At 59.6% G+C, this 26,084-nt stretch carries 22 protein-coding genes and 1 pseudogene; 4 read left to right on the forward strand and 19 right to left on the reverse strand.

The annotated features are described in order from the left end of the window. The first annotated feature begins 54 nt into the window (after positions 1-54). Positions 55-1,239 carry an MFS transporter gene (locus SOM48_RS13425; protein ID WP_320512143.1) on the forward strand — a complete coding sequence of 395 codons (1,185 nt, stop codon included), beginning with the start codon at positions 55-57 and terminating at the stop codon, positions 1,237-1,239. 365 nt (positions 1,240-1,604) lie between these two features. Here the strand turns inward: SOM48_RS13425 and fdnI are convergent, their stop codons facing one another. The 4 genes from fdnI to SOM48_RS13445 form a co-directional block, all read right to left on the reverse strand. Beyond that, positions 1,605-2,261, reverse strand: coding sequence for a formate dehydrogenase-N subunit gamma (gene fdnI, locus SOM48_RS13430; protein ID WP_094419853.1), 657 nt, complete (start codon positions 2,259-2,261; stop codon positions 1,605-1,607). After that, positions 2,254-3,138 carry a formate dehydrogenase subunit beta gene (fdxH, locus tag SOM48_RS13435; RefSeq protein WP_320512144.1) on the reverse strand — a complete coding sequence of 295 codons (885 nt, stop codon included), beginning with the start codon at positions 3,136-3,138 and terminating at the stop codon, positions 2,254-2,256. Before fdxH ends, fdnI begins: the two co-directional genes overlap by 8 nt. A 12-nt stretch (positions 3,139-3,150) precedes the next feature. Continuing rightward, a complete protein-coding gene (gene fdnG / locus SOM48_RS13440; RefSeq protein ID WP_312478399.1) occupies positions 3,151-6,198 on the reverse strand; it encodes a formate dehydrogenase-N subunit alpha in 3,048 nt (1,015 codons plus the stop codon). Between the two features lie 317 nt (positions 6,199-6,515). Beyond that, positions 6,516-8,003: a SmvA family efflux MFS transporter gene (locus tag SOM48_RS13445; RefSeq protein WP_320512145.1), complete on the reverse strand. Its 1,488-nt coding sequence runs from the start codon at positions 8,001-8,003 to the stop codon at positions 6,516-6,518. Between the two features lie 119 nt (positions 8,004-8,122). On the opposite strand from SOM48_RS13445, the gene SOM48_RS13450 reads away from it, so the two are divergent. Continuing rightward, complete coding sequence (locus tag SOM48_RS13450; protein ID WP_054803976.1) at positions 8,123-8,698, forward strand: TetR family transcriptional regulator; 576 nt, start codon at positions 8,123-8,125, stop codon at positions 8,696-8,698. Here the strand turns inward: SOM48_RS13450 and SOM48_RS13455 are convergent. The 4 genes from SOM48_RS13455 to SOM48_RS13470 form a co-directional block, all read right to left on the reverse strand. Continuing rightward, complete coding sequence (locus SOM48_RS13455) at positions 8,695-9,537, reverse strand: arylamine N-acetyltransferase (protein ID WP_054803977.1); 843 nt, start codon at positions 9,535-9,537, stop codon at positions 8,695-8,697. The genes SOM48_RS13450 and SOM48_RS13455 overlap by 4 nt on opposite strands. Before the next feature lie 75 nt (positions 9,538-9,612). Continuing rightward, entirely contained in the window at positions 9,613-11,268 is a 1,656-nt protein-coding gene (locus tag SOM48_RS13460; RefSeq protein WP_320512146.1) for an ABC transporter permease, read from the reverse strand. 41 nt (positions 11,269-11,309) lie between these two features. After that, positions 11,310-12,278: an ABC transporter substrate-binding protein gene (locus SOM48_RS13465; RefSeq protein WP_200133495.1), complete on the reverse strand. Its 969-nt coding sequence runs from the start codon at positions 12,276-12,278 to the stop codon at positions 11,310-11,312. Then, complete coding sequence (locus tag SOM48_RS13470) at positions 12,275-12,976, reverse strand: ABC transporter ATP-binding protein (RefSeq protein ID WP_320512147.1); 702 nt, start codon at positions 12,974-12,976, stop codon at positions 12,275-12,277. The genes SOM48_RS13465 and SOM48_RS13470 overlap by 4 nt, the downstream gene beginning before the upstream one ends. Before the next feature lie 231 nt (positions 12,977-13,207). Between SOM48_RS13470 and SOM48_RS13475 the strand changes: the two genes are divergently transcribed. Beyond that, complete coding sequence (locus SOM48_RS13475; protein WP_128482985.1) at positions 13,208-14,986, forward strand: diguanylate cyclase; 1,779 nt, start codon at positions 13,208-13,210, stop codon at positions 14,984-14,986. A 28-nt stretch (positions 14,987-15,014) separates the two neighbouring features. After that, a complete protein-coding gene (locus tag SOM48_RS13480) occupies positions 15,015-15,587 on the forward strand; it encodes a flavin reductase family protein (RefSeq protein ID WP_320512148.1) in 573 nt (190 codons plus the stop codon). 18 nt (positions 15,588-15,605) lie between these two features. Here the strand turns inward: SOM48_RS13480 and pptA are convergent, their stop codons facing one another. The 11 genes and pseudogenes from pptA to SOM48_RS13535 all read right to left on the reverse strand — a co-directional run bounded on the left by pptA (position 15,606) and on the right by SOM48_RS13535 (position 25,948). After that, a complete protein-coding gene (gene pptA / locus SOM48_RS13485; RefSeq protein WP_289747181.1) occupies positions 15,606-15,836 on the reverse strand; it encodes a tautomerase PptA in 231 nt (76 codons plus the stop codon). 52 nt (positions 15,837-15,888) lie between these two features. Continuing rightward, positions 15,889-16,509: a glutathione S-transferase family protein gene (locus tag SOM48_RS13490; RefSeq protein WP_312199115.1), complete on the reverse strand. Its 621-nt coding sequence runs from the start codon at positions 16,507-16,509 to the stop codon at positions 15,889-15,891. 33 nt (positions 16,510-16,542) lie between these two features. Further along, positions 16,543-17,070, reverse strand: coding sequence for a shikimate kinase (locus SOM48_RS13495; protein ID WP_139568333.1), 528 nt, complete (start codon positions 17,068-17,070; stop codon positions 16,543-16,545). A gap of 3 nt (positions 17,071-17,073) precedes the next feature. Beyond that, positions 17,074-18,087 carry a LacI family DNA-binding transcriptional regulator gene (locus SOM48_RS13500; protein WP_313354053.1) on the reverse strand — a complete coding sequence of 338 codons (1,014 nt, stop codon included), beginning with the start codon at positions 18,085-18,087 and terminating at the stop codon, positions 17,074-17,076. A 285-nt stretch (positions 18,088-18,372) separates the two neighbouring features. Further along, positions 18,373-19,266: a transporter substrate-binding domain-containing protein gene (locus SOM48_RS13505; protein ID WP_320512149.1), complete on the reverse strand. Its 894-nt coding sequence runs from the start codon at positions 19,264-19,266 to the stop codon at positions 18,373-18,375. Between the two features lie 9 nt (positions 19,267-19,275). Continuing rightward, positions 19,276-20,049 (reverse strand): amino acid ABC transporter ATP-binding protein, encoded by a 774-nt coding sequence (locus SOM48_RS13510; RefSeq protein ID WP_023478647.1) that lies wholly within the window; start codon positions 20,047-20,049, stop codon positions 19,276-19,278. Then, positions 20,033-20,956, reverse strand: coding sequence for an amino acid ABC transporter permease (locus SOM48_RS13515; RefSeq protein WP_054803982.1), 924 nt, complete (start codon positions 20,954-20,956; stop codon positions 20,033-20,035). The genes SOM48_RS13510 and SOM48_RS13515 overlap by 17 nt, the downstream gene beginning before the upstream one ends. A 9-nt stretch (positions 20,957-20,965) precedes the next feature. After that, entirely contained in the window at positions 20,966-21,475 is a 510-nt protein-coding gene (locus SOM48_RS13520; RefSeq protein WP_320512150.1) for a GNAT family N-acetyltransferase, read from the reverse strand. Between the two features lie 10 nt (positions 21,476-21,485). Then, a pseudogene (locus SOM48_RS13525) lies at positions 21,486-23,749 on the reverse strand (NtaA/DmoA family FMN-dependent monooxygenase). Positions 23,750-23,813: 64 nt separating this feature from the next. Next, positions 23,814-24,935 (reverse strand): amidohydrolase, encoded by a 1,122-nt coding sequence (locus SOM48_RS13530; RefSeq protein ID WP_320512151.1) that lies wholly within the window; start codon positions 24,933-24,935, stop codon positions 23,814-23,816. Continuing rightward, positions 24,932-25,948, reverse strand: coding sequence for an MsnO8 family LLM class oxidoreductase (locus SOM48_RS13535; RefSeq protein WP_320512152.1), 1,017 nt, complete (start codon positions 25,946-25,948; stop codon positions 24,932-24,934). Before SOM48_RS13535 ends, SOM48_RS13530 begins: the two co-directional genes overlap by 4 nt. Between the last annotated feature and the right edge of the window lie 136 nt (positions 25,949-26,084).

The raw sequence follows: 26,084 nt of genomic DNA on the forward strand, positions 1-26,084 counted from the left end.
ACTGCCAGGTATTAGAGTGCCTGCTCCTCTTTTTTACAGGTTTACTCGTTGCTTATGTCACAACAAAACGCCTCCCGGATGCTTACCAGCATGGCCATCGTTATCTCCTTTATCCAGTTCGCTAATGCGCTGGAATATATGGCCTTCAATCCAATATTCGCCTTTATGGCCCCGTCCTTTGCGGTGCCGCTCGCCTTCTCCGGCTATGTCTCTGCTGCCTACACCTTCGCCGCGATGTTCTCCGGAGTGATCGCGTTCTACTTTATCGGCGCAATTAATCAGCAGCGTTTTTTGATCGGCAATATGGCGCTGCTGTGCATATTGACTCTCATGACGACACTCACCACCCACTTTGGCGTGCTGCTGGCGCTGCGCTTTTTTGCCGGGCTGGTCGGCGGCACGACTATGGGGGTGGCAACCAGCCTGCTGATCAACGCCGCGCCAGCACAGCTACGCGGCAAGATGGTGTCGACGGTGATCGCCGCGTTTTCCATGATCAGCATTGTCGGTATGCCAGCGGTGCTGTTTATCTGCTCCCGCTGGGGATGGAAAACCTCACTGCTCTCAATCAGCGCCTGCTGCCTTGTGGCGCTGGTGCTGACTGTGTGCGTCATTCCCGCGCAGCAGGGCGGCTCAGGCTCACGGCAGAAGATCACCCTTGATGCGCAAACGCTGCTCTTCGCCGCCGGTAATGCTCTGGTGCAGTTCAGCCCAATGCTGCTCATTCCTGTACTGGTGCCGCTGTTACAGCTGCTTGGCGCAACGGTCACGGAGCTTGCCTGGCTCTTTTTTGCCGGTGGCATCGCTGGGTATCTCGCGACCCGGTTTACCGGCCTGCTGACGCAACGCTATACCGCCCTTGCGCTGGCGCTGACCTCCAGCGCCCTGTTCGTTGCCAGCCTGCTGATTCCCGCGCTGCACTGCTCTAATGCCTGGCTTTTTATGCTGCTGTTTCTCTCAGGGGCCTATAGCCGCCTGGTCTCCTCATCGGTGCTCACCCTACAGTTCCCGGATAATGCGCAACGCGCGGGATTTGGCTCTTTGCAAACGGCGCTGATGCACCTCGCCACCACCGCCGCATTTTCACTCTCTTCGTGGCTGCTCTCCGCCAGGGCGCTGACCCTCGACGCCCTTAAACCATTACTGATAATTTGCGCCCTCAGCGCCCTTCTCTTTCCTCTGCTGGTGCCGCTATTGCAGAGGAAACTGGCCTTGCGCAGCGCAGCGTCAAACCCATAACAAAAAGCGCCCGGCACGCTCTTCGCCGGGCGCCATCATCGTCATAACGCCGCGCGCCGTCACCAGGAAAACCAAGGGGAATGCTGGATTCTGGAAGGTGCCTCGCAAAGATTTTCACCGTTTGCATGGCGTTGCTTTATTCAGGAAGCAACCTCGCAATTTCTGCATAAGCCTGATGAAAGGACGTTGTTTGCATGATGGCGGATTGCTAATTTTCGCTGCACAGAACCAGGGAGGAGATGATGGAAATGGATGGGGAAAAGCGAAGATTACGTTGCGTTGAGACACGCGGCAACGACGGAATACAGCGTAATCAGGTACAGCTAAAAAACCGCTCCGGCCAGGATGCCGGAGCGGTAAACGCATTACTTAATGCCTTCCGTACTCTCTTTTTTCGCTTCGAGACGTTCGACGTCGCGATACCAGCGCGGATGGTGTTTCATCGCCCAGCGGCGGCTCACTTTGCCCTCGATCATGCCTTTGATCGAACCTTTGACCCAGAAAGCCATATACATATGGATCAGGATGGCGTGGATCAAAATAATCGCCGAGGTCGCGTGCAGCAGCAGACTGTAACGAATGACCTGAATCGGAAAGTAGTGGGCAAAGTACGGGCGCCAGATCACCACACCGGTCACCAGCAGTACGGTCATCATGCTCATAATGGTCCAGAACATCATCTTCTGCCCGGCATTGTACTTGCCGACCTTCGCCACTTTGTGCTCGTTGCCCTTCAGTACCTCAACGATATTTTTCACCCACGGCCAGTCCTTCTTGTCCGGGATGTTGTGATGCACGAAGCGCACGAACATAAACATCAGCGCCAGGAAGATCACCACACCGAAGAAAGGATGCAAAATGCGCCCCATCTGTGGTGTGCCGAAGGTCTCCGTCAGCCACTGCAGCGTCGGAAAGAAGAAGGAGATGCCGGAGAGCGCCACCAAGAAGAAGCAGATCACCACCGTCCAGTGGCAGGCGCGGTCGATAAATTTCGTCCGTACAATCATTTTCGACTTACTCATGATGATCGTCCTCTTCGTCATCCACCTCTTTATTGGGGCCGATGCCAATGTAGTGGTAAATCAGCCCGGCGAACGTGGCAAGGAAGCCCGCCGCCGACAGCGGTTTCAATACCCCTTTCCACAGCCCAACCGCCGTGTCGATATGCGGATCGTTGGGCAGCTCGTGATAGAGCGCTGGCTTATCGGCATGATGCAAAACATACATCACATGGGTGCCGCCCACGCCCTGCGGATTGTAGATACCCGCATTGCTGTAACCGCGCGCTTTCAGCTTCTCAACGCGCTGCTCGCCAAGCTCCAGCATCTCCCTTTTGGTGCCGAAATGAATAGCGCCAGTCGGGCAGGTCTTCACGCAGGCGGGCTCCTGGCCGACGCTGACGCGATCGACGCAGAGCGTACATTTATAGACCCGGTTATCCTCTTTACTGAGGCGCGGGACATTAAATGGACACCCGGCGATGCAGTAGCCGCAGCCGATGCAGTTCTCCTGCTGGAAGTCGACGATACCGTTCGCGTACTGAATGATTGCACCGGCAGAGGGGCACGCCTTCAGGCAGCCCGGCTCCGCGCAGTGCATGCAGCCATCTTTGCGGATCAGCCACTCCAGCTTGCCGTTCTGCTCGGTTTCGCTAAAGCGCATCACCGTCCAGGATTTGGCGCTGAGATCGACGGGGTTGTCATAGACCCCGACGCAGTGCCCTACCTCGTCGCGAATATCGTTCCACTCCGAGCAGGCCACCTGGCAGGCTTTGCAGCCCACACAGGTGGAGACATCAATGAGTTTGGCAACCTCCGCTTTATAGTCACGCGCCTTTGGCGGCGGCGTGACGGGGTTGGTCGCAGAGCGTTTAATAATGTCCTGAGTTTCCATAGCCATAATGTCGCGCCCTTACGCCTTCTCGATATTGACCAAAAACGCTTTATATTCCGGCGTTTGCGAGTTCGCATCGCCGACGTTAGGCGTCAGCGTGTTGGCGATATACCCCTTCTGCGCCACGCCTTCAAAGCCCCAGTGCAGCGGAATACCCACGGTCTCAACCTGCTGACCGTGCACCTGCAGGGTTTGCAGACGCCGCGTGACCACCGCCACCGCGCGAATGAAACCGCGCTGGCTGCTGACCTTAACGCGATCGCCATTGCGGATGCCTTTTGCTGCGGCCAGCGTTTCGCTGATTTCAACAAACTGCTCCGGCTGGGCAATGGCGTTAAGCCGCGCGTGCTTGGTCCAGGTGTGGAAGTGCTCCGTCAGACGATAGGTAGTGCCGACATAAGGGAAGTGCTCTTTTTTCCCCATACGCTTCACATCCTCTGCGTAAATACGCACCACCGGGCTGGAGATCACGTTCGGGTGCAGCGGGTTGGTGCCGAGCGGCGTCTCCACCGGTTCGTAGTGCTCCGGGAACGGCCCTTCGGCAAGTTTATTGAGCGCAAACAGACGCCCCATCCCTTCCTGCTGCATGATAAACGGCCCGGTATTACTTCCCGGCGGCGCGGTGTTGTAGTCCGGAATGTCATTCCCGACCCACTTTGCACCGTTCCACTGGATCAGCATCCGTTTCGCATCCCAGGGTTTACCCATGAAATCCGCCGATGCGCGGTTGTAGAGCACCCGGCGGTTCATCGGCCACGCCCAGGCCCAGCCGAGCGTATTGCCCAGCCCCGATGGATCGGCGTTATCACGGTTTGCCATCTGGTTGCCCTGCTCGGTCCAACTGCCCGCATAGATCCAGCACGACGAGGCGGTGGAGCCATCATCACGCAGCAGCGCAAAGCTGTTCAGCAACTGGCCTCTCTTCGCCAGGAGTTGACCATTGGTGTCATAGAGATCTTCCAGCGCGTAGCCGTTGTTCTCTTTTGCGACCTCTTCGGAGTGCGGATTATGCGGCTGGCTGTAGTGCCAGGACATATTAAGCAGCGGTTCTGCACCTTTGCCCCCTTCAGTGCGGTACATTTCGCGCATCCGGTGGTAAATACCCGCCAGGATCTCACCGTCGTTAAGCGCTTCGCCCGGCGCATCCTGCCCTTTCCAGTGCCACTGCAGCCAGCGCCCGGAGTTGGCAATCGAACCATCCTCCTCGGCAAAACAGGTGGAGGGCAGACGGAACACTTCTGTCGCAATCGCCGACGGGTCAACGTCGTTCATCTCGCCGTGGTTCTGCCAGAAGCTGGAGGTCTCGGTGACCAGCGGATCGATCACCACCATGTACTTAAGCTTGCTCAGGGTGCTGACAACCGTGTTCTTATCCGGGAACGAGGCCACCGGGTTAAAGCCCTGGCAGATGTAGCCGGTCACTTCACCCTTCGCCATCATGTTGAAATATTTGATGACGTCGTAGGATTGATCCCACTTCGGCAGCCAGTCGAAGCCCCAGTCGTTCTCTTTTTGCGCCGCATCGCCATAGAACGATTTCATCAGGCTGACGAAGAACTTCGGATAGTTGCTCCAGTAATTCACCTGATCGGGCAGCATCGCTTTCGGCGTGTTCGCCGCCAGGTACTGTTGCAGATCGGTCTGTTTTTCCGACGGCAGCGTCAGGTAACCCGGCAGGCTGGTCGAGAGCAGCCCCAGATCCGTCAGCCCCTGAATATTGGAGTGACCACGCAGGGCGTTAACCCCGCCGCCGGCCATGCCCATATTGCCGAGCAGCAGCTGGATCATCGCCATGGTGCGGATGTTCTGCGCACCGACCGTATGCTGCGTCCAGCCCAACGCGTAGAGGAACGTCGTGGTTCTGTCTACGGCACTGGTCGACGCGAGCACGTCGCACACCTTCAGGAAGTCCGCTTTTGGCGTACCGCAGATATTCTCTACCGTTTCCGGGGTGTAGCGATCGACATGCTGTTTGAGCAGGTTCCAGACACAGCGCGGATGGGTCAGCGTCTCATCACGTTTCGCATAGCCGTTGTCATCAAACTGGTAGTTCCACGTCGTTTTATCGTACTGCCGTTTTTCAGCATCGTAGCCGCTGAACAAACCCTCTTCGAAGGCAAAGTCATCCCGCACCAGCAGGCTGGCGTTGGTGTAGTGCCTGACGTATTCCGCGTTGATCTTATTGTTTTCGATCAGATAGCGCAGCACGCCGGAGAGGAAGGTGATATCCGTCCCGGAGCGGATCGGCGCATAGATATCCGCCACCGACGCCGTGCGCGTAAAGCGCGGGTCGACAACGATAAGCGTCGCGTCATTGTTGTTTTTGGCTTCCATTGCCCAGCGGAAACCGACCGGGTGGGCTTCAGCGGCGTTGCCGCCCATTACCATCACCACGTTGGCGTTTTTGATATCAACCCAGTGGTTGGTCATCGCACCGCGACCAAATGTTGGAGCAAGACTTGCTACCGTTGGTCCGTGTCAGACGCGCGCCTGGTTATCTACCGCCAGCATGCCGAGAGAGCGCACAAATTTTTGCGTCAGCATGCCCGTTTCATTGCTTGCCGCCGAGGCACACAGCATGCCGGTGGAGAGCCAGCGGTTAACCTTCACCCCGGCGTCGTTGGTTTCGACAAAGTGCGCATCACGATCCGCTTTCATCAGGCGGGCGATACGGTCAAAGGCTTCATCCCAGCTGATGCGCTGCCATTTATCCGAGCCCGGCGCGCGGTATTCAGGGTAACGCAGGCGGTTTTCACTGTGAACATAATCGAGCAGCCCCGCCCCTTTTGGGCAGAGCGCGCCCCGGCTGACCGGATGATCCGGGTCCCCTTCGATATGATAAATCGCTTCTCTGGCGTTCTTTGCGCCATCGCCGAGGCTATACATTAATAGCCCGCAACCCACGGAACAGTACGTACAGGAGTTTCGAGTCTCTTTTGCGCGCAGTAATTTATAATTTCGCGTCTGAGCCAGCGCCATCTTCGGGGCGAACCCTAAAACAGCGGCTGTGGTTCCTGCCATCCCGCCCGCGCAGATACGGAAAAACTGTCTGCGGTTGACGTTCATTGCTTTCCTCAATAATCAATCTTCGCTTGCGGCGGGGAAACTAAACATTTCACGGGATGAATTAATTGCGGTAAATCAATAACGCCGGGTGCTTGACACCTAATAGTCGCTGCCGTTGCGTTTTAGTGCCTCCTAAGAGGTAGCGCAGATCCCGTCGTGCTGAGGAAAACGACGATTTCGCAGCCGTGTCAGGCGTCAGGCGTCAGGCGTCAGGCGTCAGGCGTCAGGCAAAGAAAGGTGAAACAATTTCGGGGAAAAAGGAGAATGGGCGCCCCGCGCTTTTACTGCTGGCAGAGCGCCCTGTTGCGATGATGGGATCAGCTTTTCTCAACGCGTGCGAGGCTAAACCACATCCCAATTGCCAGAACCACTAACAGCATGCTGGCGGTGCTGAGCGCGACGCTGTGCGAGTGGGTAAACGCCGTTTTCGCTGCGGCAATAATCCCCTCTGCCAGCGCCGGATCGGACTCCCGCGCCAGCCGGAACGCTTCGCCGATGGACGATGAGGCCTGTGCCGCCGCCTCGGCGCTCAGCTGCTGTGGCAGGTGGATGGTTGCGGAGAATGTGCGGCTTAAGATCAGGCCGAAGACCGCAATTCCCAGACCCGCGCCCAGCTCATAGGACATGGTTTCAATCGCCCCTGCCGCCGCCGCTTTCTCCTTCGGCGCAGCAGCCATAATGGCCGCCGTCGAGGCGAGCAGCGCACTGGCGGCGCTAAAGCCGAGCAGCGCCATCAGCACCGCTGCCTGCACCGGCTGGGTCGAGAAGTTGGTCAGCGACAGCCCAAAGAAGCTGATTGCGCTGAGCGCCATCCCGCCTGCCGCCACGTAACGCAGCCCCAGTTTTGAGACCAGCACCCCGGCAATTGGGCCACTAAAACCGCTGGCAATCATCACCGGCAGCATAAATACCCCGGCGGCGAAAGGCGTAAAGCCGTGCACAAATTGCAGCTCCTGCGCCATCAGCAGCTCGAAGCCCACCAGCGTCACCATGGCCATAATTGCCATCAGCGCGCCGCTGAGGATCACACGGTGCGTAAAGAGCCGCATGTCGATCATCGGCCGGCTCGCCGCCAGCTGGATGCGCACAAAACCGGTCAGTAACAGGCCGCCAATCAGCAGCGTGCTGGCCACCAGCCACAGCGGCAGCGTCCCTTTCATGGCGGTTTTCGCACTCCACACCAGCAACAGGATGGCGGCAATCAGCGCCAGCGCCTGGTTAAGATGCAGCGGCTGATCGGCACGCCCCTGCTGGCGAGGTACATACCGGGCGGTAAGCGTCATCACGACCAGCACAATCGGCACGTTGATGAGAAATACCGAGCCCCAGTAAAAGTGCTCAAGCAACATACCGCCAATCAGCGGGCCAAATGCCGCACCGCCGGAGCCAATTGCCGCCCAGACGCCGAGCGCGGTGTTGCGATGGTGCGCCTGAGAAAAGGTGGTGCGGATCCCGGCAAGCGTCGCGGGCACAATCATCGCCGCGCCGACGGCGAGCAGCGCACGGGTGACAATCAGCCAGCCTGCGGTGGGAGCAAATGCCGCCAGCAGCGATGCGCCGCCGAACAAACCGCTGCCAATCAGCAGCAGGCGCTTAAAGCCGATTTTGTCGCCCAGCGCGCCCATCGGCAGCACCATCCCTGCCATCACCAGCGAATAGATATCGATGATCCAGAGCAGCTCATTCCCGCTGGCATCCAGCGCGGTGCTGAGCGTCGGCGCGGCAACATGCAGCACCGTCGCATCAATCGCCACCGGAATATAAACCAGCACAATGATGACCAACGTTAACCACTGACGAAACATAACTTCTTCCTCTTTTATCCGTTCTGGACGCCTGTCCAGAAATGCGATCCTACGGATTGTTGAACACATGTCCAGCTTTTTGTTACACTCCGCGGCACGTTTTAAGGGGAAAATATTTCATGAGCTATTTAAATCGGGACGATCGCCGGGAAGTGATCCTGCAAGCCGCCATGCGTGTTGCGCTGGCGGAGGGCTTTTCCGCGATGACGGTGCGCCGCATCGCCAGTGAAGCCGGGGTGGCAACGGGCCAGGTGCACCACCATTTCATCTCGTCAAACGAACTCAAATCGCAGGCCTTTATTCGGCTGATCGATGAACTGCTGGAGGTTGAACTGGTGCCGGAAACCGCGCCGTGGCGCGAGCAGCTGTTTGCCATGCTCGGCAGCGATGAAGGCGGGCTGGAGCCCTATATTCATCTGTGGCGCGAAGCGCTGCTGCTGGCGAGTAAAGATCCGGAAATCAAAGGCGCCTATCTGCTGACCATGGAGATGTGGCACGTCAAAGTTGTCAGGCTTATTGAACAGGGCGTGGCGGCAGGCGAATTTACCCTGCATGATCCGGCGGCGGATATCGCCTGGCGGCTGATCGCGATGGTTTGCGGCATGGACGGGATTTGCATCCTCGGCATGCCAGATGTCGATGAATCAGCCTTCAAACGCCATCTGGCACGGATGATTGAGAAAGAGCTCTGCTAGCGCTTGCCGCTTTGCAGATCAAAGCCGTCCATCACGGTTTGCAGCTGTTGCAGGGTAAAGCCCGACTGCGCATCGCTCACCCCCAGCCCGAAGCGCTGCTGTAGCGTCTCATACAGCGCGGCAACATCGGGCAGATGCGTCTCCTCCACCACTTTGCCCTGCTGCCAGTGGGTAAAGTGGAAGTTGGTGAGGGTCATTTTGCCGCCGTCCGGCAGATGGCGGCACATCAACAGGTGGTGGCGAAAATGGGAAGTCGGCCAGTGTGCGGAGTGGAAGTTGCCCAGCACGTAATCTGCCTGATACTGCTCCCCCATCTCAAACTGATACATCGTCTGCCAGTGCTCATGATGGCGGAACTGCAACTGCCAGTTTTCACCCGCGCGCAACAAGCGATAGAGACCGTGCGGCGTCGCCTGCTCAATCTCCTCCTGCAGGCGGATTGGCGCCGTCAGGCTCTGACCACCGAAGCCGACATCGGCGATCCACGGCTCCCCGTTGAGCTGCACCAGCAGCAGGCGATGGGTGCGCGGCGGCATCTGCTCCGGGTTGGCGAGCAGTACGCGCGCCAGCAGGCTGCGCACCTCAAACCCCATCTCGCGCAGCGCGCGCTCAAAAAGGCCGTTCTGCTCAAAACAGTAGCCGCCGCGCCGGCCCACGACCAGCTTGGCGAAAATCGCCTCATCGCTGAGATCGATTTCACGCGGCAACACCACGTCGATGTTTTCGAACGGGATCGCGGCGTTATGGTGCAGATGCACGGCGCGTAAGGTTTCAAGGGTGGCATCCGGCGTGTGATGCCAGTCGATGCGATCCAGATAAGCGCTTAAAAACGGGGTCATACAGGCTCCTTGCGTGTGATGTCCTTTGGTTATAACCCATATTTTTTCTGCCACTGGCGTTTTCGTGCCCTCACTTTATCCCTTTGTGCTGCGCTGCATGATGGCCAGCGCCGTCAGCATCAAGCCCAGCCCGGTAATCAGCGTCAGGGTCGCCATCGCCATCCCCTGACCCACCGAACCCTGCTCAAACTGCCGCCAGATAAAGACTGCCACGGTTTGCGTGCCCGCAGGCGACAGCAGCAGCGAGGTGACCAGTTCGCGCGAAGCAATAGCGAAGACCATCAACATCGACGCGAGCATTGCCGGGAAAATCAGCGGCAGCACAATAAAGCGCAGCGCCTGAAACGCACTGGCACCATGCACCCGCGCCGCCGGTTCAAGATTACCGCCGAGCTGGCGCATGGCGCTGCCGATGTAGCGCACCGGCCACGGGAGCAGCAGACAGCAGTAAGAGAGCAGCAAAATTGCCCACGTGTTATAGGGTGAAACCGGCCAGAACGCGCGGTTCCACAGCAGGATCAACCCTACCCCGACCACCACGCCCGGCAGCGCGGCGGGCATAAGCGAGAGCGCATCGATAAGCGCGCGACCTTTTATCCTCTGCATCACCACCAGCCAGGCGGCGCATAACCCGAGCAGGCCGGTAATTAGCGCCGCCGCAAACGCGAGGGAAACGCTGGTGCCGAGCGCAGGCAGCGCATCACCGCGCTGGGCAAAGAGTGCCGCAAAGTGAGCGCCCGTGAGATTGTCCCACGCCAGCCCGCCAGAAAGTGTGGCGCTAAAACCGGTCACCGCCATCGACAGCCCCGGCAACACCACCGCGATAAGACCGACCATCGCCATCGCCAGTACCACCGGCGTGGTAAACAGCCCCAGTTTTGCGCCAACGTGCGCGGCGGGTTTGCCGGAGACGCTGGTGACATCGGTGCCGCCGGTCAGTTTGCGTTGCAGCGCCCAGCCGCCGAGCGCAACCGCAATCAGCACCAGCGACAGCAGCGAAGCGCCGGGCAGATCGATCGGCCAGTCGGCGAGCTTCTCCTCGATGCCGACCGTCAGCATCACCACCCCGGAGCGGGTGCCCAGCGCCGCCGGCACGCCATACTCCTCAATCGCCAGCGTGAAGGCCAGCAGCATCCCCGCCGCCAGTGCGGGTGACAGCAGCGGCAAGGTGATGTGGTAAAACGCCCGCCATGGTGTGGCGCCATGTACCCGCGCGACCAGCGCCAGCCGCTGACCGCTGGCAAGCAGGCTGCGCGAGACGGCAAAGTAGACCACCGGGAAGATATTGAGCGTCATCACCAGCACAATGCCGCTTTTGCTGAACAGCAGATTATTGAGATCCAGCCCGGTGAGCTGCATCAGGTAGCCCTGGGTTTGCAGCACCAGCATCCACGACAGCGCGGCAATGTAAGGCGGCGTCAGAAACGGGATCAGAAACAGCAGATCCCACAGCTTCGGGCACGGCAGATCGAACAGCCCACGCGCGACCCCCAGCGGCAGGCCAATCAAAGCGCTAAGCAGCGCAACGCCAAGGGCGATTTGCAGCGTGCCGCTGAACATCGCCGGCAGCTGCGGCTCGGCGAGCAGGTGCGGGATCGCCGAAAAGGGGTCGCGCAGCGAGCCTGCGCTGAAGTGGGGAAAGAGTGCCTGTAACACAATAAAGAGTAACGGCAGCGCCACCAGTATCACCAGCAGCACCGTGGTTATCCGGGCGATAACGGTCTGATTCACGGCAAGGGATCCTGAAAGCGGGGTTGCCCCCGCAGTGGGTTTTACTGGGCGAACAGCGTGTTGAAGCGCTTGAGGATCTCGCCGCGCTCACTGCCGGTGTCGCTCTGAGTCGGCAGCAGTTTCAGCTCGCTTAACAGCGGACGTTTAGCGGCAACATCGGTACGGGCAGGCATCAGCCAGGCGTCGGCGACCATTTTCTGCCCTTCCGGTGACAGCACATAGTCGATAAAGGCTTTCGCCTCCTGCTCATGCTGGGTGGATTTGAGGATCATCATCGGGCGTGGCGCAATCACCGTGCCGCTGGCCGGGAAAATGACCTTCAGCGATTCGCCCTGCGCGATATTGCCATAGGTGACGTAATCCACCGCGCCGAAGACTGCCGCTTTCGCCCCCTGCATCACCGGCGTCACCGCCTGCGCGTTCGGGCCGCTCACCACCATGCCGTTCTTTTTCAGATCGTCAAAAAGCTGCCAGGCGTTATTGCCCATGCCATTTTGCAGCCCGATCAGCAGATCGAGCGATGCGCCGGAGAGCGCCGGGTCGGGCGTGGTGACTTTATCCTTGAACGCAGGCGCGGTGAGATCGCGCCACTCTTTCGGCTCCGGCGTGCCGCTTTTGCTGTTCCAGACAATGCCGAGCGCCGAAATGCCCTGCGCTACATAGTCCGCACTTTTCAGCGTCCCCGGCACTTTTTCGGCATTAGCGCTGGTAAACGGCAGCAGCCAGCCGCGCTTATGCAGATCCTCTGCCGTCTCCCACGAGGCGGAGATCAAAATATCCGCCTGCGGATTGGCCTGCTCCGCCTCCAGGCGCGCCATCACTTTGCCGGTGGTGGCCTGGAAGATATTCACTTTTACCCCGCTCTGCTGCTCGAAGCCGCTGGCGAGGTTTTTCGCCAGCGATCCCGGCCCGGCGGTGTAAACCGTCAGCGCATGCGCGCTGGATATGATCATCGATGACAGCGCCATAGCGAGGGCGACTCCTTTTTTCACAGACAGTAAACCTTTCATGCAGATTCCCCTGAGGTTGACGTAACGGTGCGAACAGACTCCACCTCGCCGGAAGCGAGATGAACAATGCGGTCGGCGAGCAGCTCTGCTTCACGGCGATCGTGGGTGACATAGACGGCGGTGGTGCCAAGCTGGCGCAACAGGCGCGCCATCTCATGGCACAACGCTTCGCGCAGCGCGGTATCGAGATTGGAGAGCGGCTCATCAAATAGCAGCACGCCCGGCTCAGCAACAATGGCCCGCGCCAGCGCAACGCGCTGCTGCTGGCCGCCAGAGAGCCCGGCGGGTTTGCGCTCGGCGAAATCCGCCAGCCCGACGCGCGTCAGCGCCTGCATTACTCGTGCATCACGCTCGTCGCGCGGCACAGCGCGCATCTTCAGCGGAAAGGCGACGTTTTGCGCCACGCTCATGTGCGGCCACAGCGCGTAATCCTGGAATACCATGCCGATGTCGCGCGCTTCGGGCGGCAACGACCAGCCCGCCTTCGCCACGCAGCGATCGCCAAACCAGATGTCGCCATTAGCCGGTTGCGCCAGCCCCGCCAGCAGGCGCAGCAGCGTGCTTTTGCCGCAGCCGGAGGGGCCGAGCAGCGCGACGATGGTGCCCGCCGGAATGGCTAAGTCGATTCGATTGAGAACGGTGTGCGCGCCGAAAGCGTACGAAACGCCTTGCAGCCGGATGTCAGTAAATGCGCTCATCGACGCCCTCCTGTTTCAGGAAGCCGTGCGAAACCCGCGGTCTGCATCCGCAGGGCGCATCCACCTGAGCAGAAGTCAGGGGAGCAAACATCTTGTTATCCTCTTTGGGATTTGATTGCGGCTGACTATAGGCAGGGAGTGTGACGGTGAAATGACACTTATATGGCGCCTTGATTTTTAAGGAATGTCTACACTGAAAAGAACGCTGTTTTTAACCTAAAAGGGATGCCCGTGCGGATCGCCACGATAACCAATTTTGCCTATATCGCCACGGTGGTGTTAACGCTCAGCTCCGGCGTCGCGCTATTTCTGGCCTCCAGCGCGGAACACAATGAGCGCGAGGCGGTGACGCAAAGTCGCCTCTTCGACACCCTCACCGATGCGCTGGAAAAAGAGGCCTGGGCATTAAGCGAGCTGGCGCGCGAAGCGGTGATCAAAAAACAGCCGGAAATCCTCCAGAGCTGGAAGACCCGCGCGGAACAGGATATTGATCTGGAGAATCATCTCGCCGCGCTGCGGGATAATGGTGCCTCCGATGAGGAGTTGCTTATTCTGCGCGACGGTCTCTCAACCCTCGATCAACTGGAAGATGAGCAGCGGATCGCCATCAGCGACGTTGAGGCGGGAAAAACCGATGAGGCGATGAACCTGCTCTTTAGCACCAGCTATGAAGAGCGCCTTTCAGAAACCGAATATCGCTTCGCGCACTTTCGCAGCCTGATCGATCAGCGCACGCAAAGCGCTATTGCGAACGCCACCGACCTCTCCCTGCGCCTGCGCACCCTCTCTGAGATCATGGTCGGCCTGACCGCCCTGCTGTTTCTGTTTGTGCTCGGTTTTATTATTAAACACCGCATCCTGCGCCCGGTGGTGACGCTAAGCGACGTGGTGAACCGGCTGGCGACGCAGGATTACAACGTCGAAGCGCCGGTGCTGGCGCAGGTCGATGAGATTGGCGATATGGCGCAGGCAATCCGCATTTTTCGTGAGAACGGGCTGGCCCGCCAGCGCCTCGAGCTGGAGCGCGATGCCGAATGGGCGACGCGCACCCTGCTGGCGCGCATGACCCAGCGCTTGCAGGGGTGCGACTCTTTGCAGGCGATTGTGCGGGTGGTGAGCCGTTTTGCGCCGCAAATCATTCCCGATATGGGCGCGCGGCTCTATCTGCTGGACAGCAACGCTAATCGCATGAAGTGTGTCGCCCGCTGGGCGCTGCCGCCCGGTGAAGATTCCCCTTTCGCGCCGGACAGCTGCTGGGCGCTGAAGCGCGGCCAGCTGCACAGCCCCGGTAACGGCGACGTTGATATGCCCTGCGATCACATCGTGCCCGAGATCGCCGCCCGGGCGATCTGCGTGCCGCTGAATGCCCAGAACAAAAGTATCGGCCTGCTGACCTTTGATAACTACACGCCGGGCAAAGAGCCGCCCTATATCTATCTTGAACTGCTGGCGGAAACCCTCGCGCTGGCGTTAGCCAACCAGATGCTGCGCGATACGCTCACCGAAAAAGCGACCTATGATTCCCTGACCGGCCTGCGTAACCGCCACAGCCTTGAAGAGACGCTGCGCAATATGATCGATCAGGCAATGGTCGACAATACGCTGCTGAGCTGCCTGATGCTGGATGTCGACTACTTCAAAAAACTCAACGACCTGCACGGACATGACGCAGGCGATAAAGTGCTGCGCGAGCTGTCGCGCATTATTACCGACACGCTCGGCGAGTGCGGCGTCGCCTTCCGCTACGGCGGCGAGGAGTTTTTGCTGATCCTGCCGGGGAAGAGCGAAACGGAAGCGAAAATGCTCGCCGAGCGGCTGCTAAATACCATACTTAAACACCCGATGCGTTACGAGTCGCAGGATATAGGCCCGGTGTCGGTCTCCATCGGTCTCGCCACTTGGCCGCGCCACGCCAGGGCTGATAACCTGGTGCGTGCCGCCGACCTCGCGCTCTATATGGCGAAGGAGCAAGGCCGCGGGCAGATTGTGGTTGCCCGCCACGCCGGGTAGTTGCGGAAATTTTGCTAAAGGAGAGGTTATGAGCCATTTTCGTCCGGTGGCGTTAGAGCACGCCAGCCGCCTGTTAAACCACGGCCCGACCGTGATGATCACCAGCCGCGATGAGCAGATCGACCGCCGCAATGTGATGAGCGCCGCCTGGTCGATGCCGGTCGAGTTTTCACCGCCGCGCATCGCCATCGTGGTGGATAAAAGCACCTGGTCGCGCGAGCTAATTGAGCGCAGCGGCATGTTCGGCATTGTCATCCCCGGCGTTGCCGCCGCGAACTGGACTTACGCCGTGGGCAGCATTACCGGGCGCGATGAGGATAAGTTCAACTGTTATGGCATTCCGGCGATTGCCGGGCCGGTGCTGGGCCTGCCGGTGGTGGAAGAGAAGTGTCTGGCGTGGATGGAGTGTCGCCTGCTGCCGCCGACCGCCGCGCAGGAGAAATATGACACGCTGTTTGGCGAAGTGGTCTCTGCCGCCGCCGATGAGCGCGCTTTTGTGCAGGGGCGCTGGCAGTTTGATGATGATCAGTTGAACACTATCCACCATCTCGGCGGCGGTACCTTTGTCGCCAGTGGCAAAACGATGATGGCCGGGCAGTAAGGCCTGCCCGGCCAGCCGTTACATACTGTAGCCGGGCTTTTTAATCAGCTTCTCCATCTGCGGCGCAATCTCTTTATCCCAGGCGTTCACCTGCCACTCTTCCGGTGCGATCTCGGTGAGCGCCACGCTGATGGAACTCTCTTTGCTGTTGAGATGGCGAACAATCACCTCGGTGATATCCGCCGCCAGCGCGCTCTTCTGCTCGTCGTTCAGATCGCGGGGAAAACATTTGATATCGATATGCGGCATGGTCTGCTCCTTTTTTAATAAAAAATGACGATAACACAGCGGGCCACGCGCGCTAGCCGATAATGTCGTTGCGCCGCAGCACCGCCTCCAGTTTTGGCAGCGCGCAGACGGCATCGGCAATGGCATTCATCTTCGGCGTGTTGCTGGCAAACCACGCCTGGCGCGGCCCCCAGCTCCGCATCACGCAGAGATAGATGTCCAGCAGCGTAAGCTGTTCACCGAAGGCGTAAGGGGCGGCTTGCAGCTGGCTCTCCAGCCACAGATAGAGGGTTTTGCGATAAGCGATGCAGCTCTCTTTCAACTGCTCCGCCGCGTCCGGCGCCCAGCGCTCCGGGTAATCAGCATAGGTAAAGGTCGGGTAGACATTCGCCACCAGCCATATCAGCAGCCGCCAGAACTGCTGGCGCTCCGGCGTCCCTTCTGGCGGAGCCAAATCAGGACGACTGTCGAGGATCATCAGCGCCACGGCAGCGGATTCGGTCATCACACTGCCATCTTCCAGTTGCAGCGTAGGCACCTGGCAGAGCGGGTTGAGCTTGCGCAGCATCTCCTGCTGCGGGCCGGGCTGGTCAAAGCCTTTAACATCGTGAAACTGATAAGGGATATCAGCCAGCGTAAGCATCGCTTCGCTGATGGCCGATCCAAAGCCGGGTACGCCATAAACGGTGATCATAGGGTTACCTCGCACGTCACAAGAGGCTTAAGCTTAGGTCAGAGTGGCGAGAAATTCGTCAGCCTGCTGTGGCGAGGTCAGGCGCACAAAGCGCAGGTGCTGGTAGCGCGGATCGGCCATATCACGCGCGTAACGCTCGCGGTTGCTGCGCCAGGTCTTGATGGTCCAGAGAATGATCGACTCGCGGCTCAGGAAGGAGCGGCGAAAGCTTTCGCAATTCCCGGTGCCGGGCCACAGCTCCTGTTTGTGCCACGCGCGTTTTATCGCCCGCAGCACCGCCTGGCGCAGGGTGCGCCAGAAGCCGTAATCGATCCAGATAATCAGATCGACGTTACGCCATTTGATGTCGCGGCTGCGGTTATAGTTGCCGTCCAGCACCCAGCCCGGCTGTTGCAGGAGCTGTTCAAGTTTCGCGTAGAGCTCTTCGTCCGGCGTCCCCTGCCAGTTGGGCCGCCAGTAAAGGGTGTCCATATCGATATAAGGGACGTCAAGCTGGCGCGCGAGACGCTTACCCAGCGTCGATTTGCCGCTGCCGCTGGTACCAATAATGTTGATTCTCATCTTTTACGCCGATTCCCGCTCAGTCAGGTGAAAGCCAATATCGATAATCTGCTCGCCGTCGCTACGTCCCTCGATGCGATTAGCCAGCAGTGTCGCCGCCCGCGCGCCGATAGCGTAACGATCAAGAGCAACCGTGGTGATGGCGGGCACATTTGCTGCGGCAAAATCGAGATCGCCAAAGCCCATTACCGCCACGTCCTGCGGCACGCGCAGCCCGCGCGCCTGAAGCTCGCTAATCGCCCCCTGCGCAAGGGTGTCGGAGCCGCAGATAATCACATCTAGTTCTGTTGTTTCCAGCAATTGCGCCGCACCCGCCCGACCATCAGCAAAGCGGGCAGGCAGTTGCGACTCAACATAAGGTGCGTCGGTAATGCCGTGTCGCGCCAGCCCTTCGTACAGCCCGTTTTTACGCTGCGCAGCCGTTCTCTCTGTCGTCCATAACAGCCCCGGCCGCCGGTATCCTTTGCCGAGCAGATACTCTGCCGTCGCCAGGCCCGCTTTCTCATGGGAGAAGCCGACCAGCATGTCGATGGGTGTTGGCGTGATATCCCATGTCTCCACCACCGGCACACTGGCGTTGAAGATGATCTTTTTCAGGTCATTAGCGTGGTGGATGCCGGTGAGCACAATGCCGTCCGGGCGGCGCGACATCAGGGTCGATACCAGCTCGGTTTCCGTTTGCGGCGTGTAACCGGCGCTGCACAGCAGCATCTGATAACCGCGCTGTGAGAGTGTTTCACCCATTGCCTGAAGCGTATCGGCAAACAGCGGATCGTTGATGTGGGGCACCAGCACGGCAACCAGTTTGCTGCGCCGTGAGGCCAGCCCACCGGCCAACGCGTTGGGAATGTAACCCGTCGCTTTAACCGCGGCGAGCACCTTTTTCACGGTTTCCGCTCGCACCTGGTCCGGCGTGTTAAGCGCCCGACTGACGGTCATGGAGGAGAGCCCGGCGGCGCGGGCAACGTCATCCAGCGTCGGCGCGCGGGAGATAACAGCACGAGAAGGTCTTGCCATCTTCACTCACAGAGCCCGCAGAGGCGTTAGCATTGGCTACGTTATATTTTGTAGTATAACTATAACTCCAATCAATACCTCTGTTCACTTTTAAATCAGTGCATTACCTCACCGTTTTGCTTAAAAAATGTTAGCGCTAACATCAACTAACACGCCAGTTACCGCTGAGCGGACACCCTCCTGACGGAAGTTTTTGCAGCCGATCGCATTTTCACTTTTTGTACAAGTTTGGTGCACTAAACAAGCTGCAAAAGCCCACCATAATCATGTTAGCGCTATCATTTTTTACCAGCTTACGCCCGGCGGATTGACCTGCGAAGTGTCAACCCCTTCGCCCTGCTCACCCCAGCGCGCCAGCACCTGTTGATACTCGCCGCGGGCGATGGCGCCGTTGATCGCCGCCTGCAAAGCCAGCACCAGGCCGTTACCCTTTTTGCTGGTGGTCGCCACCCAGGTTTTCTTCGGCCCCAGCCCGACCACTTTTGTTGTACCATTCAGCGCCGCTTTATATGCCGCGACCGACTGCGGACCAAACACCACGTCCGCCCGCCCGGACTGAATATACAAATTGCCGGAGGCATCATCCGTCAGGTAGATCGGTTTTGCCGCCTCGCGCCCGGCGGCGCGGTTCTCCTCATTCCAGCGCAGCAAGATCCGCTCCTGGTTGGTGCCGGAGCCAACAATCACTCTGCGCCCGGCCAGGTCGGCTGGGCCGCTAATCGCGTTTATCGGGCTGGTGGCTTTCACTGAAAAAGCGAGTGAGTCGGCGCGATAAGTAGCGAAGTCAAACTTCTGCTTACGCGCCTCGGTGACGGCAATATTGACCAGCGCCACATCGTAGCGCCCGGAGGTGATGCCGAGCGGCCAGTCCTCCCAGGCGGTCGGTACCAGTTTCATTTTGAGACCAAGACTGCTCGCCAGCAGCCTGGCGATATCCGGATCGCTGCCAATACGCGTGCGGTTATCGCTCGCCAGTAAAGCCAGCGGCGGTGAGTTAAGCGCGGAGATGGCAACCGTCAGCGTGCCCGGCTCAACAAAACGGTAATTCGCCGGGATTTTAGCGATTGCCTCCTCATCCCGCGTCGCCACAATCGGCTGCTCGTTGGCGCGCAGATCGATCTGCCCGGCCACAACCGGGCCTGCGCTGCACAATATCAGCGCCAGTAATGCCTTTTTCATACGCACTCCCTACAGCACTTTGGAGAGAAACTGGCGCGTGCGGGCGTGCTGCGGCTGATTCAGCACCGCCTCACTACTCCCCTGCTCCACAATTTTGCCGTCGACCATAAACACCACCTGGTCGGCGACCTCGCGGGCAAAACCGATCTCATGGGTCACCACCACCAGCGTCGATCCGGCCCGCGCCAGCTTTTTGATCACATCCAGCACCTCGCCCACCAGTTCCGGATCGAGCGCGGAGGTCGGCTCATCAAACAGCATCACGCGCGGGCGCAGCGAGAGCGCACGGGCGATGGCGATACGCTGCTGCTGGCCGCCGGAGAGATGACGCGACCAGGCATCGGCTTTGTTACGCAGCCCGACCACATCCAGCAGTTCAAAAGCCTGCTCGACCGCCGCTTTACGGCTCAGCTTTTTATGGGCAATCGGCGCTTCAATCAGATTCTCCAGCACCGTCAGGTGCGGAAAGAGATTGAAGTTCTGAAACACGTACCCGACGTTGACCCGCTGGCGCAGGATCTCCTTCTCTTTCAGCTCGTAGAGTTTGTCCCCCTGCTGGCGGTAGCCGATGTACTCGCCGTCGATACGAATAAAGCCCTCGTCGACGCGCTCAAGGTGATTAATGGTGCGCAGCAACGTCGACTTGCCGGAGCCGGAGGGGCCGAGGATCACCGTCACCGTGCCGGGCGGGATCTCCAGCGACACATTATCCAGCGCTTTATGGCGGCCAAAATATTTGCTGACGCCGCTAATCGAGATATGGCCTTCAGGAGAGATGGGCATGAGCAGGCTCCGTGGCGTGGGTGGTGTGCGTCGTCGCCGCTGCGCGGTAAACGGACGGATTGATAGCCGAGCGGCGTTCACTGCGCGCCAGCCAGCGTTCAACCAGATACTGGATCGCCGACAACACGCTGGTGATCACCAGATACCAGGCGGCGCCAACCATCAGCAGCGGGATCACCTCCTGGGTGCGGTTGTAGATCATCTGGATGGTGTAAAAAAGCTCCGGCATCGCCAGCACGTAAACCATCGCCGTGCCTTTGGCGAGGCTGATAATTTCGTTGAACCCCGAAGGTAAAATGGTGCGCAGCGCCTGCGGCAAAATAATGCGCACCGTGCGCCGCCAGGCGGGAAGCCCAAGCGCGGCAGCGGCTTCATACTGACCGTGATCGACGCCAAGAAAACCGCCGCGAATGATCTCTGCGGTATAGGCGCTCTGCACCAGCGTCAGCCCGACTACCGCCGTGGCGAACTGACCGAGCACATTAATCGTCTCGTAGCGCGCCCACTCAATTCCGGTAAAGGGAATGCCGATGGCGAGCGAGTCATAGAGGTAGGAGAAGTTATACAAAATGATCAGCACCACAATCAGCGGCAGCGAGCGGAACAGCCAGATATAGCCCCAGGCGAGGCTGCTCAGCAGCCACGACGAGGAGAGCCTCGCCAGCGCCAGCAGCCCGCCGAGAAGGACGCTCAACACCGTGCCGACCAGCGTCAGCAGCAGCGTTTGCCCTAATCCTTCGAGGATCACCGGGTCGAAAAACCAGCGGGCAAAGACGCCCCATTCCCAGCGCGGATTGAAAGCCACGGACTGGATCACCGCCGCCAGCACAAACAGCGCGACGATGGCCCCCACGGTGCGCAGCGGGTAGCGGGCCGGCACCACTTTGATTGTTTCGGTACTTTTCATGGTCGCTCCTCAGGCGGTTTTGCTCAGACGGGCCGATGACAGCACTTTGCTGAAGCGCAGCCGGCCATCAAACGGCGGCAGGCTGTACTCTTCCGTATCGCGCGTCAGGTCGAAGTGCGGCTGATAGCCCTGGCTCAGGTAGAGCCGTACCGCTTCCGGCTGGCGAAAGCCGGTAGTCAGGTAGATCTGGCTATAACCGGCAAGCTCGGCGCGGCGCTCCAGCTCCTGCACTACGCGCGCCGCCAGCCCCTGCTGGCGCAGCGAGGCGTCGGTCCAGATGCGTTTGATTTCGGCAGTGCGCTGATCAAAAGGTTTGTAAGCGCCGGTGGCGATGATCTTTCCGTCGCGCTCGAGCACGATAAACAGCCCCTGCGGCGGTACATACCACTCGCTCAGCTCCACTTCGGCGTCGCGGGAGAAGTAGTCCCCGTAGCGGGCGGCATACTCGGCAAACAGCCCGGCGAGGATCGGTTGCAGCTCGTCTGCGTCGGGCGAGACATCACGGAAACGTTCGTTCATCCTCTGCTCCTTAATCGCCAAGGCCTGGCGGGTTAATTTCTGATTGCGCGATACGCTCTACCCCTTCGCCCCAGCGGTTGAGCACCTTGTCGTAATCGCCCCTCGCCATCGCACCATTCAGCGCGCTCTGTACCGCCGGTGCCAACCCGTTGCCTTTACGCAACGTCACGGCAATATGCGCCGCTTTTGGCCAGCCGCCGTCGACGCTACCCACCAGCCGGGTTTTGCCGGTCAGCGCCGCTTTCCAGGCACCAATCACATTGGGGCCAAAGAAGGCATCCGCGCGACCGGATTGCAGCGCCAGCGTCTGCGCAGCGTCATCTTTGGTGTAGACCGGCGTAAAGGGTTTAAGCCCCTTCTTCAGGTTTTCCGCGTTCCAGGCCAGCAGGATCGCCTCCTGATTGGTGCCGGAGCCAACAATGATGCGCAGCCCGGCGATATCCGACGCCTGCTGAATCTGTTTGATGGGGCTTGCGGTTTTGACATAAAAACCGAGGGAGTCTTTGCGATAGGTAGCGAAATCAAACTTCGCTTTGCGCGCCTGGGTGACGGTGATATTGCTGATCGCGGCATCATATTTGCCGGAGGCCACGCCCAGCGGCCAGTCCTCCCAGGAGGTCGGCACCACATTCAGTTCAAGCCCGAGGCTGTCGGCCACCAGCCGGGCGATATCCACTTCGCTGCCGAGCAGGGTTTTGTTATCGGCGGCAAACACCGTCAGCGGCGGTGAGTTAAGCGCAGCAACCGCCACGGTGAATTTACCCGGCTGCACAAAGCGGTACCCTTGCGGAAGCTGGCTTATCGCCTGCGGGTTTTTCGCCGTATGGATCGGCGTGGAGTTGGCCTCAAGGCTAACGCCGGTGCCGTTGATGGTCACCTCGCTGGCCTGCGCCAGCGGCGTCAATGCAAGCGTTGCCGCCAGTAAAAGGGTGCGTCTCTGCATAGCGTTCTCTTCTTCTATTGTGTTGACCGGGGATGTGCGGGCAGCGCCAGGCCTAAACTTTCGCGCAGGGTTGTGCCGGGGTAGTCGGTGCGGAACAGACCGCGCGCTTGCAGGATCGGCACCACTTTTTCGACGAAGCGCGGGAAGGTATCCGGCGTGCCGCCCTGGATGATGAACCCGTCGGCGGCGCGGCTCTCAAACCATGCCTGCAAGCCGTCGGCCACCTGCTCAGCGGTGCCGGAAAAACGCGGGCGCGGCGAGGCGCTCTCCAGCGCCACCTGGCGCAGCGTCAGCTGGCGTTCGCGGGCGTTGCGTTTGATCTCATCAGTGGTGCTGCGAAAGCTGTTCTGCCCTAAATCGCCAATCTCCGGGAAGGGTTCGTCGAGGGGGTACTGGCTAAAGTCGTGGTGCTCGAAGTAGCGTCCGAGGTAGTTGAGCGCGTCATTGATGGAGACCAGCGCGGCGGTGGTTTGATACTGCTGCTCGGCATCCGCTTCGCTGTCGCCGACAATCACGCTGACGCCCTGGAAAATGTGCAGTTCGTCGTGACGCCGCCCGTGCTGTTCCAGCTGCTGCTTCACGTCGCGGTAGAAGGCCTGCGCCTCCGCTAACGTTTCATGGTGAGTAAAAATGGCATCGGCATGGCGCGCCGCCAGTTTTTTGCCATCCTCCGAGGCGCCCGCCTGGAAAATAATCGGCCTGCCCTGCGGCGTGCGGCCAATGTTCAGCGGGCCTGCGACCTGGAAAAAGTCGCCGTGGTGGTTGAGGGTGTGCAGTTTTGCCGGGTCGAAAAATTGTCCGCTGGCTTTATCACGAATAAAGGCGTCCTCCTCCCAGGAGTCCCACAACCCTTTCACCACATCGAGATACTCATCGGCAATGCGGTAACGCAAGGCGTGATCCGGGTGCTTTTCACGGGAGAAGTTTTTCGCCGATCCCTCCAGCGGTGAGGTGACGACGTTCCAGCCTGCCCGGCCATGGCTCAGGTGATCGAGACTGGCGAACTGCCGCGCCACGGTAAAGGGTTCGCTATAGGAGGTTGAGAGCGTGCCCACCAGACCAAGGTGCCGGGTGACGCTTGCCAGCGCCGACAACACCGTCAACGGTTCAAAGCGATTTAAGAAGTGCGGGATCGATTTTTCATTGATATATAAGCCGTCAGCGACAAATAAGAAATCGAGTTTTCCCTGCTCAGCGATACGCGCCGTCTCCTGCACAAAGTCAAAATTAATACTGGCGTCGGCGACCGCCGCAGGATGTCGCCAGGCGGACATATTTCCCGATGCGCCATGCAAGATAGTGCCAAGCCGCAATTGTCGTGCTGTAGACATACTCCCTCCGGAATTCAGGCAACAGGTGGCCCGGAGCCACCGCCCCAGGTCATTTAAAGGTTTGTTAAGGGTGCTGTAAGGCTTTTTCTGCCAGGCGGGCAAAGTAGCGCGCCGCCTCATCAATCAACCCTTCATCAGGATTAAACGCGGGATGATGCAGGCCGTTCGGGCTGTCGCTGCCGATACTGACAAACGCGCCGGGTATCTGCTGGAGATAGACGGCGAAATCCTCCCCGCCCATATGCAGATCCGCCTCTGCGGTACGGTATCCGTGTTCGTTGGCGACCTCGCGGGCGAAGTCTGCCCACTGCGGGTGATTGACAAGCGCATCCGGGCCGTCGAACCAGGTCACGGCGATAGCGGCATCGAAGGCCTGCGCCAGCCCGGCGGCGATCGCCTCAACGCGTTTTTTCACCTGCGCGCGAATAGCCGCATCGTGGGTGCGCAGAGTTCCCTCCAGCTCGACATGCTCTGGCAGCACGTTCCAGGTATTGCCGCCCTGAATACGCGTCACGCTTAACACCACCGATTCGAGGGTGTTGACGTTGCGGCTGGCGATACTTTGCAGCGCCACAACCAATTGGCTGGCGAGCAGAATGGCGTCGTTGCCCTCATGCGGCCGCGCCGCGTGCGCCCCTTTACCGCTCACCTTCAGACTGAAGCGATCGACATTGGCGTAAAACGCGCCGCCGCGCGTGGCAAATGCGCCGACCGGCAGGCCGGGTTCGTTATGCATGCCAAATATCGCGCTCACACTCTCGAGCGCACCGGCCTTAATCAGCCGTTTCGCGCCGCCAAAATTCTCTTCCGCCGGCTGAAACAGGATGCGCACCCTGCCCGGCAGGTGCTGCTCACGCTCCTTTAACAGCAAAGCCGCGCCGAGCATGACGCTGGTATGAATATCGTGCCCGCAGGCGTGCATCACACCGGGATTGCGCGAGGCAAACGGCGATTCAACCGCCTCCTCAATCGGTAATGCATCGATATCGGCGCGCAGCGCGATCACCTTCTCGCCGCTTCCGACCTCCGCGACCACTCCGGTCGGCAGATCGAGCGGCAACAGGCGCAGCCCGGCATGCTCCAGCCAGTGGCGAATGCGCCGCGTGGTTTCAAACTCCTGGAGCGAAAGCTCCGGGTGCTGATGCAGCTCGCGCCGCCACGCAATTAACTGCTCGGTAAAGCTCATCCCGCCACCTCCTGTAGGGTTTGCGTCTGCGCGACCGCCTGCGCCAGCAGCAGGAGCGAGGTTAAGCGCGCGCGTCCTTCCGCCACCGGCGTGTCGATAATAAATTCGTCAATGCCAAAGTGCTGATGCAGCCCATCCAGCCCGGCGCGCACCTTTTCTGGCGTGCCGGCAATGATGGCGCTTTCGCGCCGTGCAATACGCACTGCCGGGCTGCCAGCCTGGCGGGCAAAGGCCTGCCCCTGCGCTTCACTCGCGACGCTCACTTTTTGCCCGTTCGCCAGCTCAACGCCCCACACTTCGACCTGCTGCGCCAGCGTGTCAGCCTGCGCCTGGGTTTCTGCCACAATCACCTGCACAGCAACCAGCGTGTCGCGGCGGCTTAGCTGATGCCATTTCGTGACAACGTCACGCAAGAGGGTTTTGTCGCCATTCAGATGCGCGGCGTAGACAAAGTGCCAGTCGAGGGATGCCGCAAGCGTTGCGCTCTCAAGGCTGGCACCGAGCAGGAAACGCTCCGCCTGCACTGGCGCAAGCGGCGTCGCCAGTAAGGACTCATCCGCGCTTTCGTCCGGGGTCAGCGACAGCCAGTTATCCAGTTGCGCCAGCTGATCGGCAAAACGCCCCTTCTCGTCTGGGTTCACCCCCTGCTGCAACGCGCGGGTGGAGAGCGGTAAACCGCCGGGCGCTTTGCCCACACCCAGGTCGACACGCCCCGGAGCAAGGTTCGCCAGCAGGTTAAAATTCTCCGCCACTTTGTAGGGGCTGTAGTGTTGCAGCATCACGCCGCCGGAGCCGACGCGGATGCGCCGCGTCTGGCCGAGTATCCAGGCGATCAGCAGCTCTGGCGACGGGCTCGCCAGCTGTGAAGTGTTGTGGTGTTCAGCTATCCAGAAGCGGTGATAGCCCCAGTTTTCCGCCTGCTGCGCCAGTTGCAGCGTGCGCAGGAGCGCGTCCTGCGCGGTTTCATGCTCCGCGATGGGGCTTTTGTCCAGCAAACTCAGTCGGTAAGACATGGCACGCTCTCGTGTCAGAGAAGATGGACCAATACTGGAGCGCGCGGAATCTGCTGTGAAACAATTAATTTACATTTGGTAAGCAAAAAATTCGCAAAGTCAGCGTTGCCAGGCGCTGAAGCTATTTGTTCTGCAA

The sequence above is a fragment of the Kosakonia sp. CFBP8986 genome, from assembly GCF_034044935.1.
GTDB lineage: Bacteria > Pseudomonadota > Gammaproteobacteria > Enterobacterales > Enterobacteriaceae > Kosakonia > Kosakonia cowanii.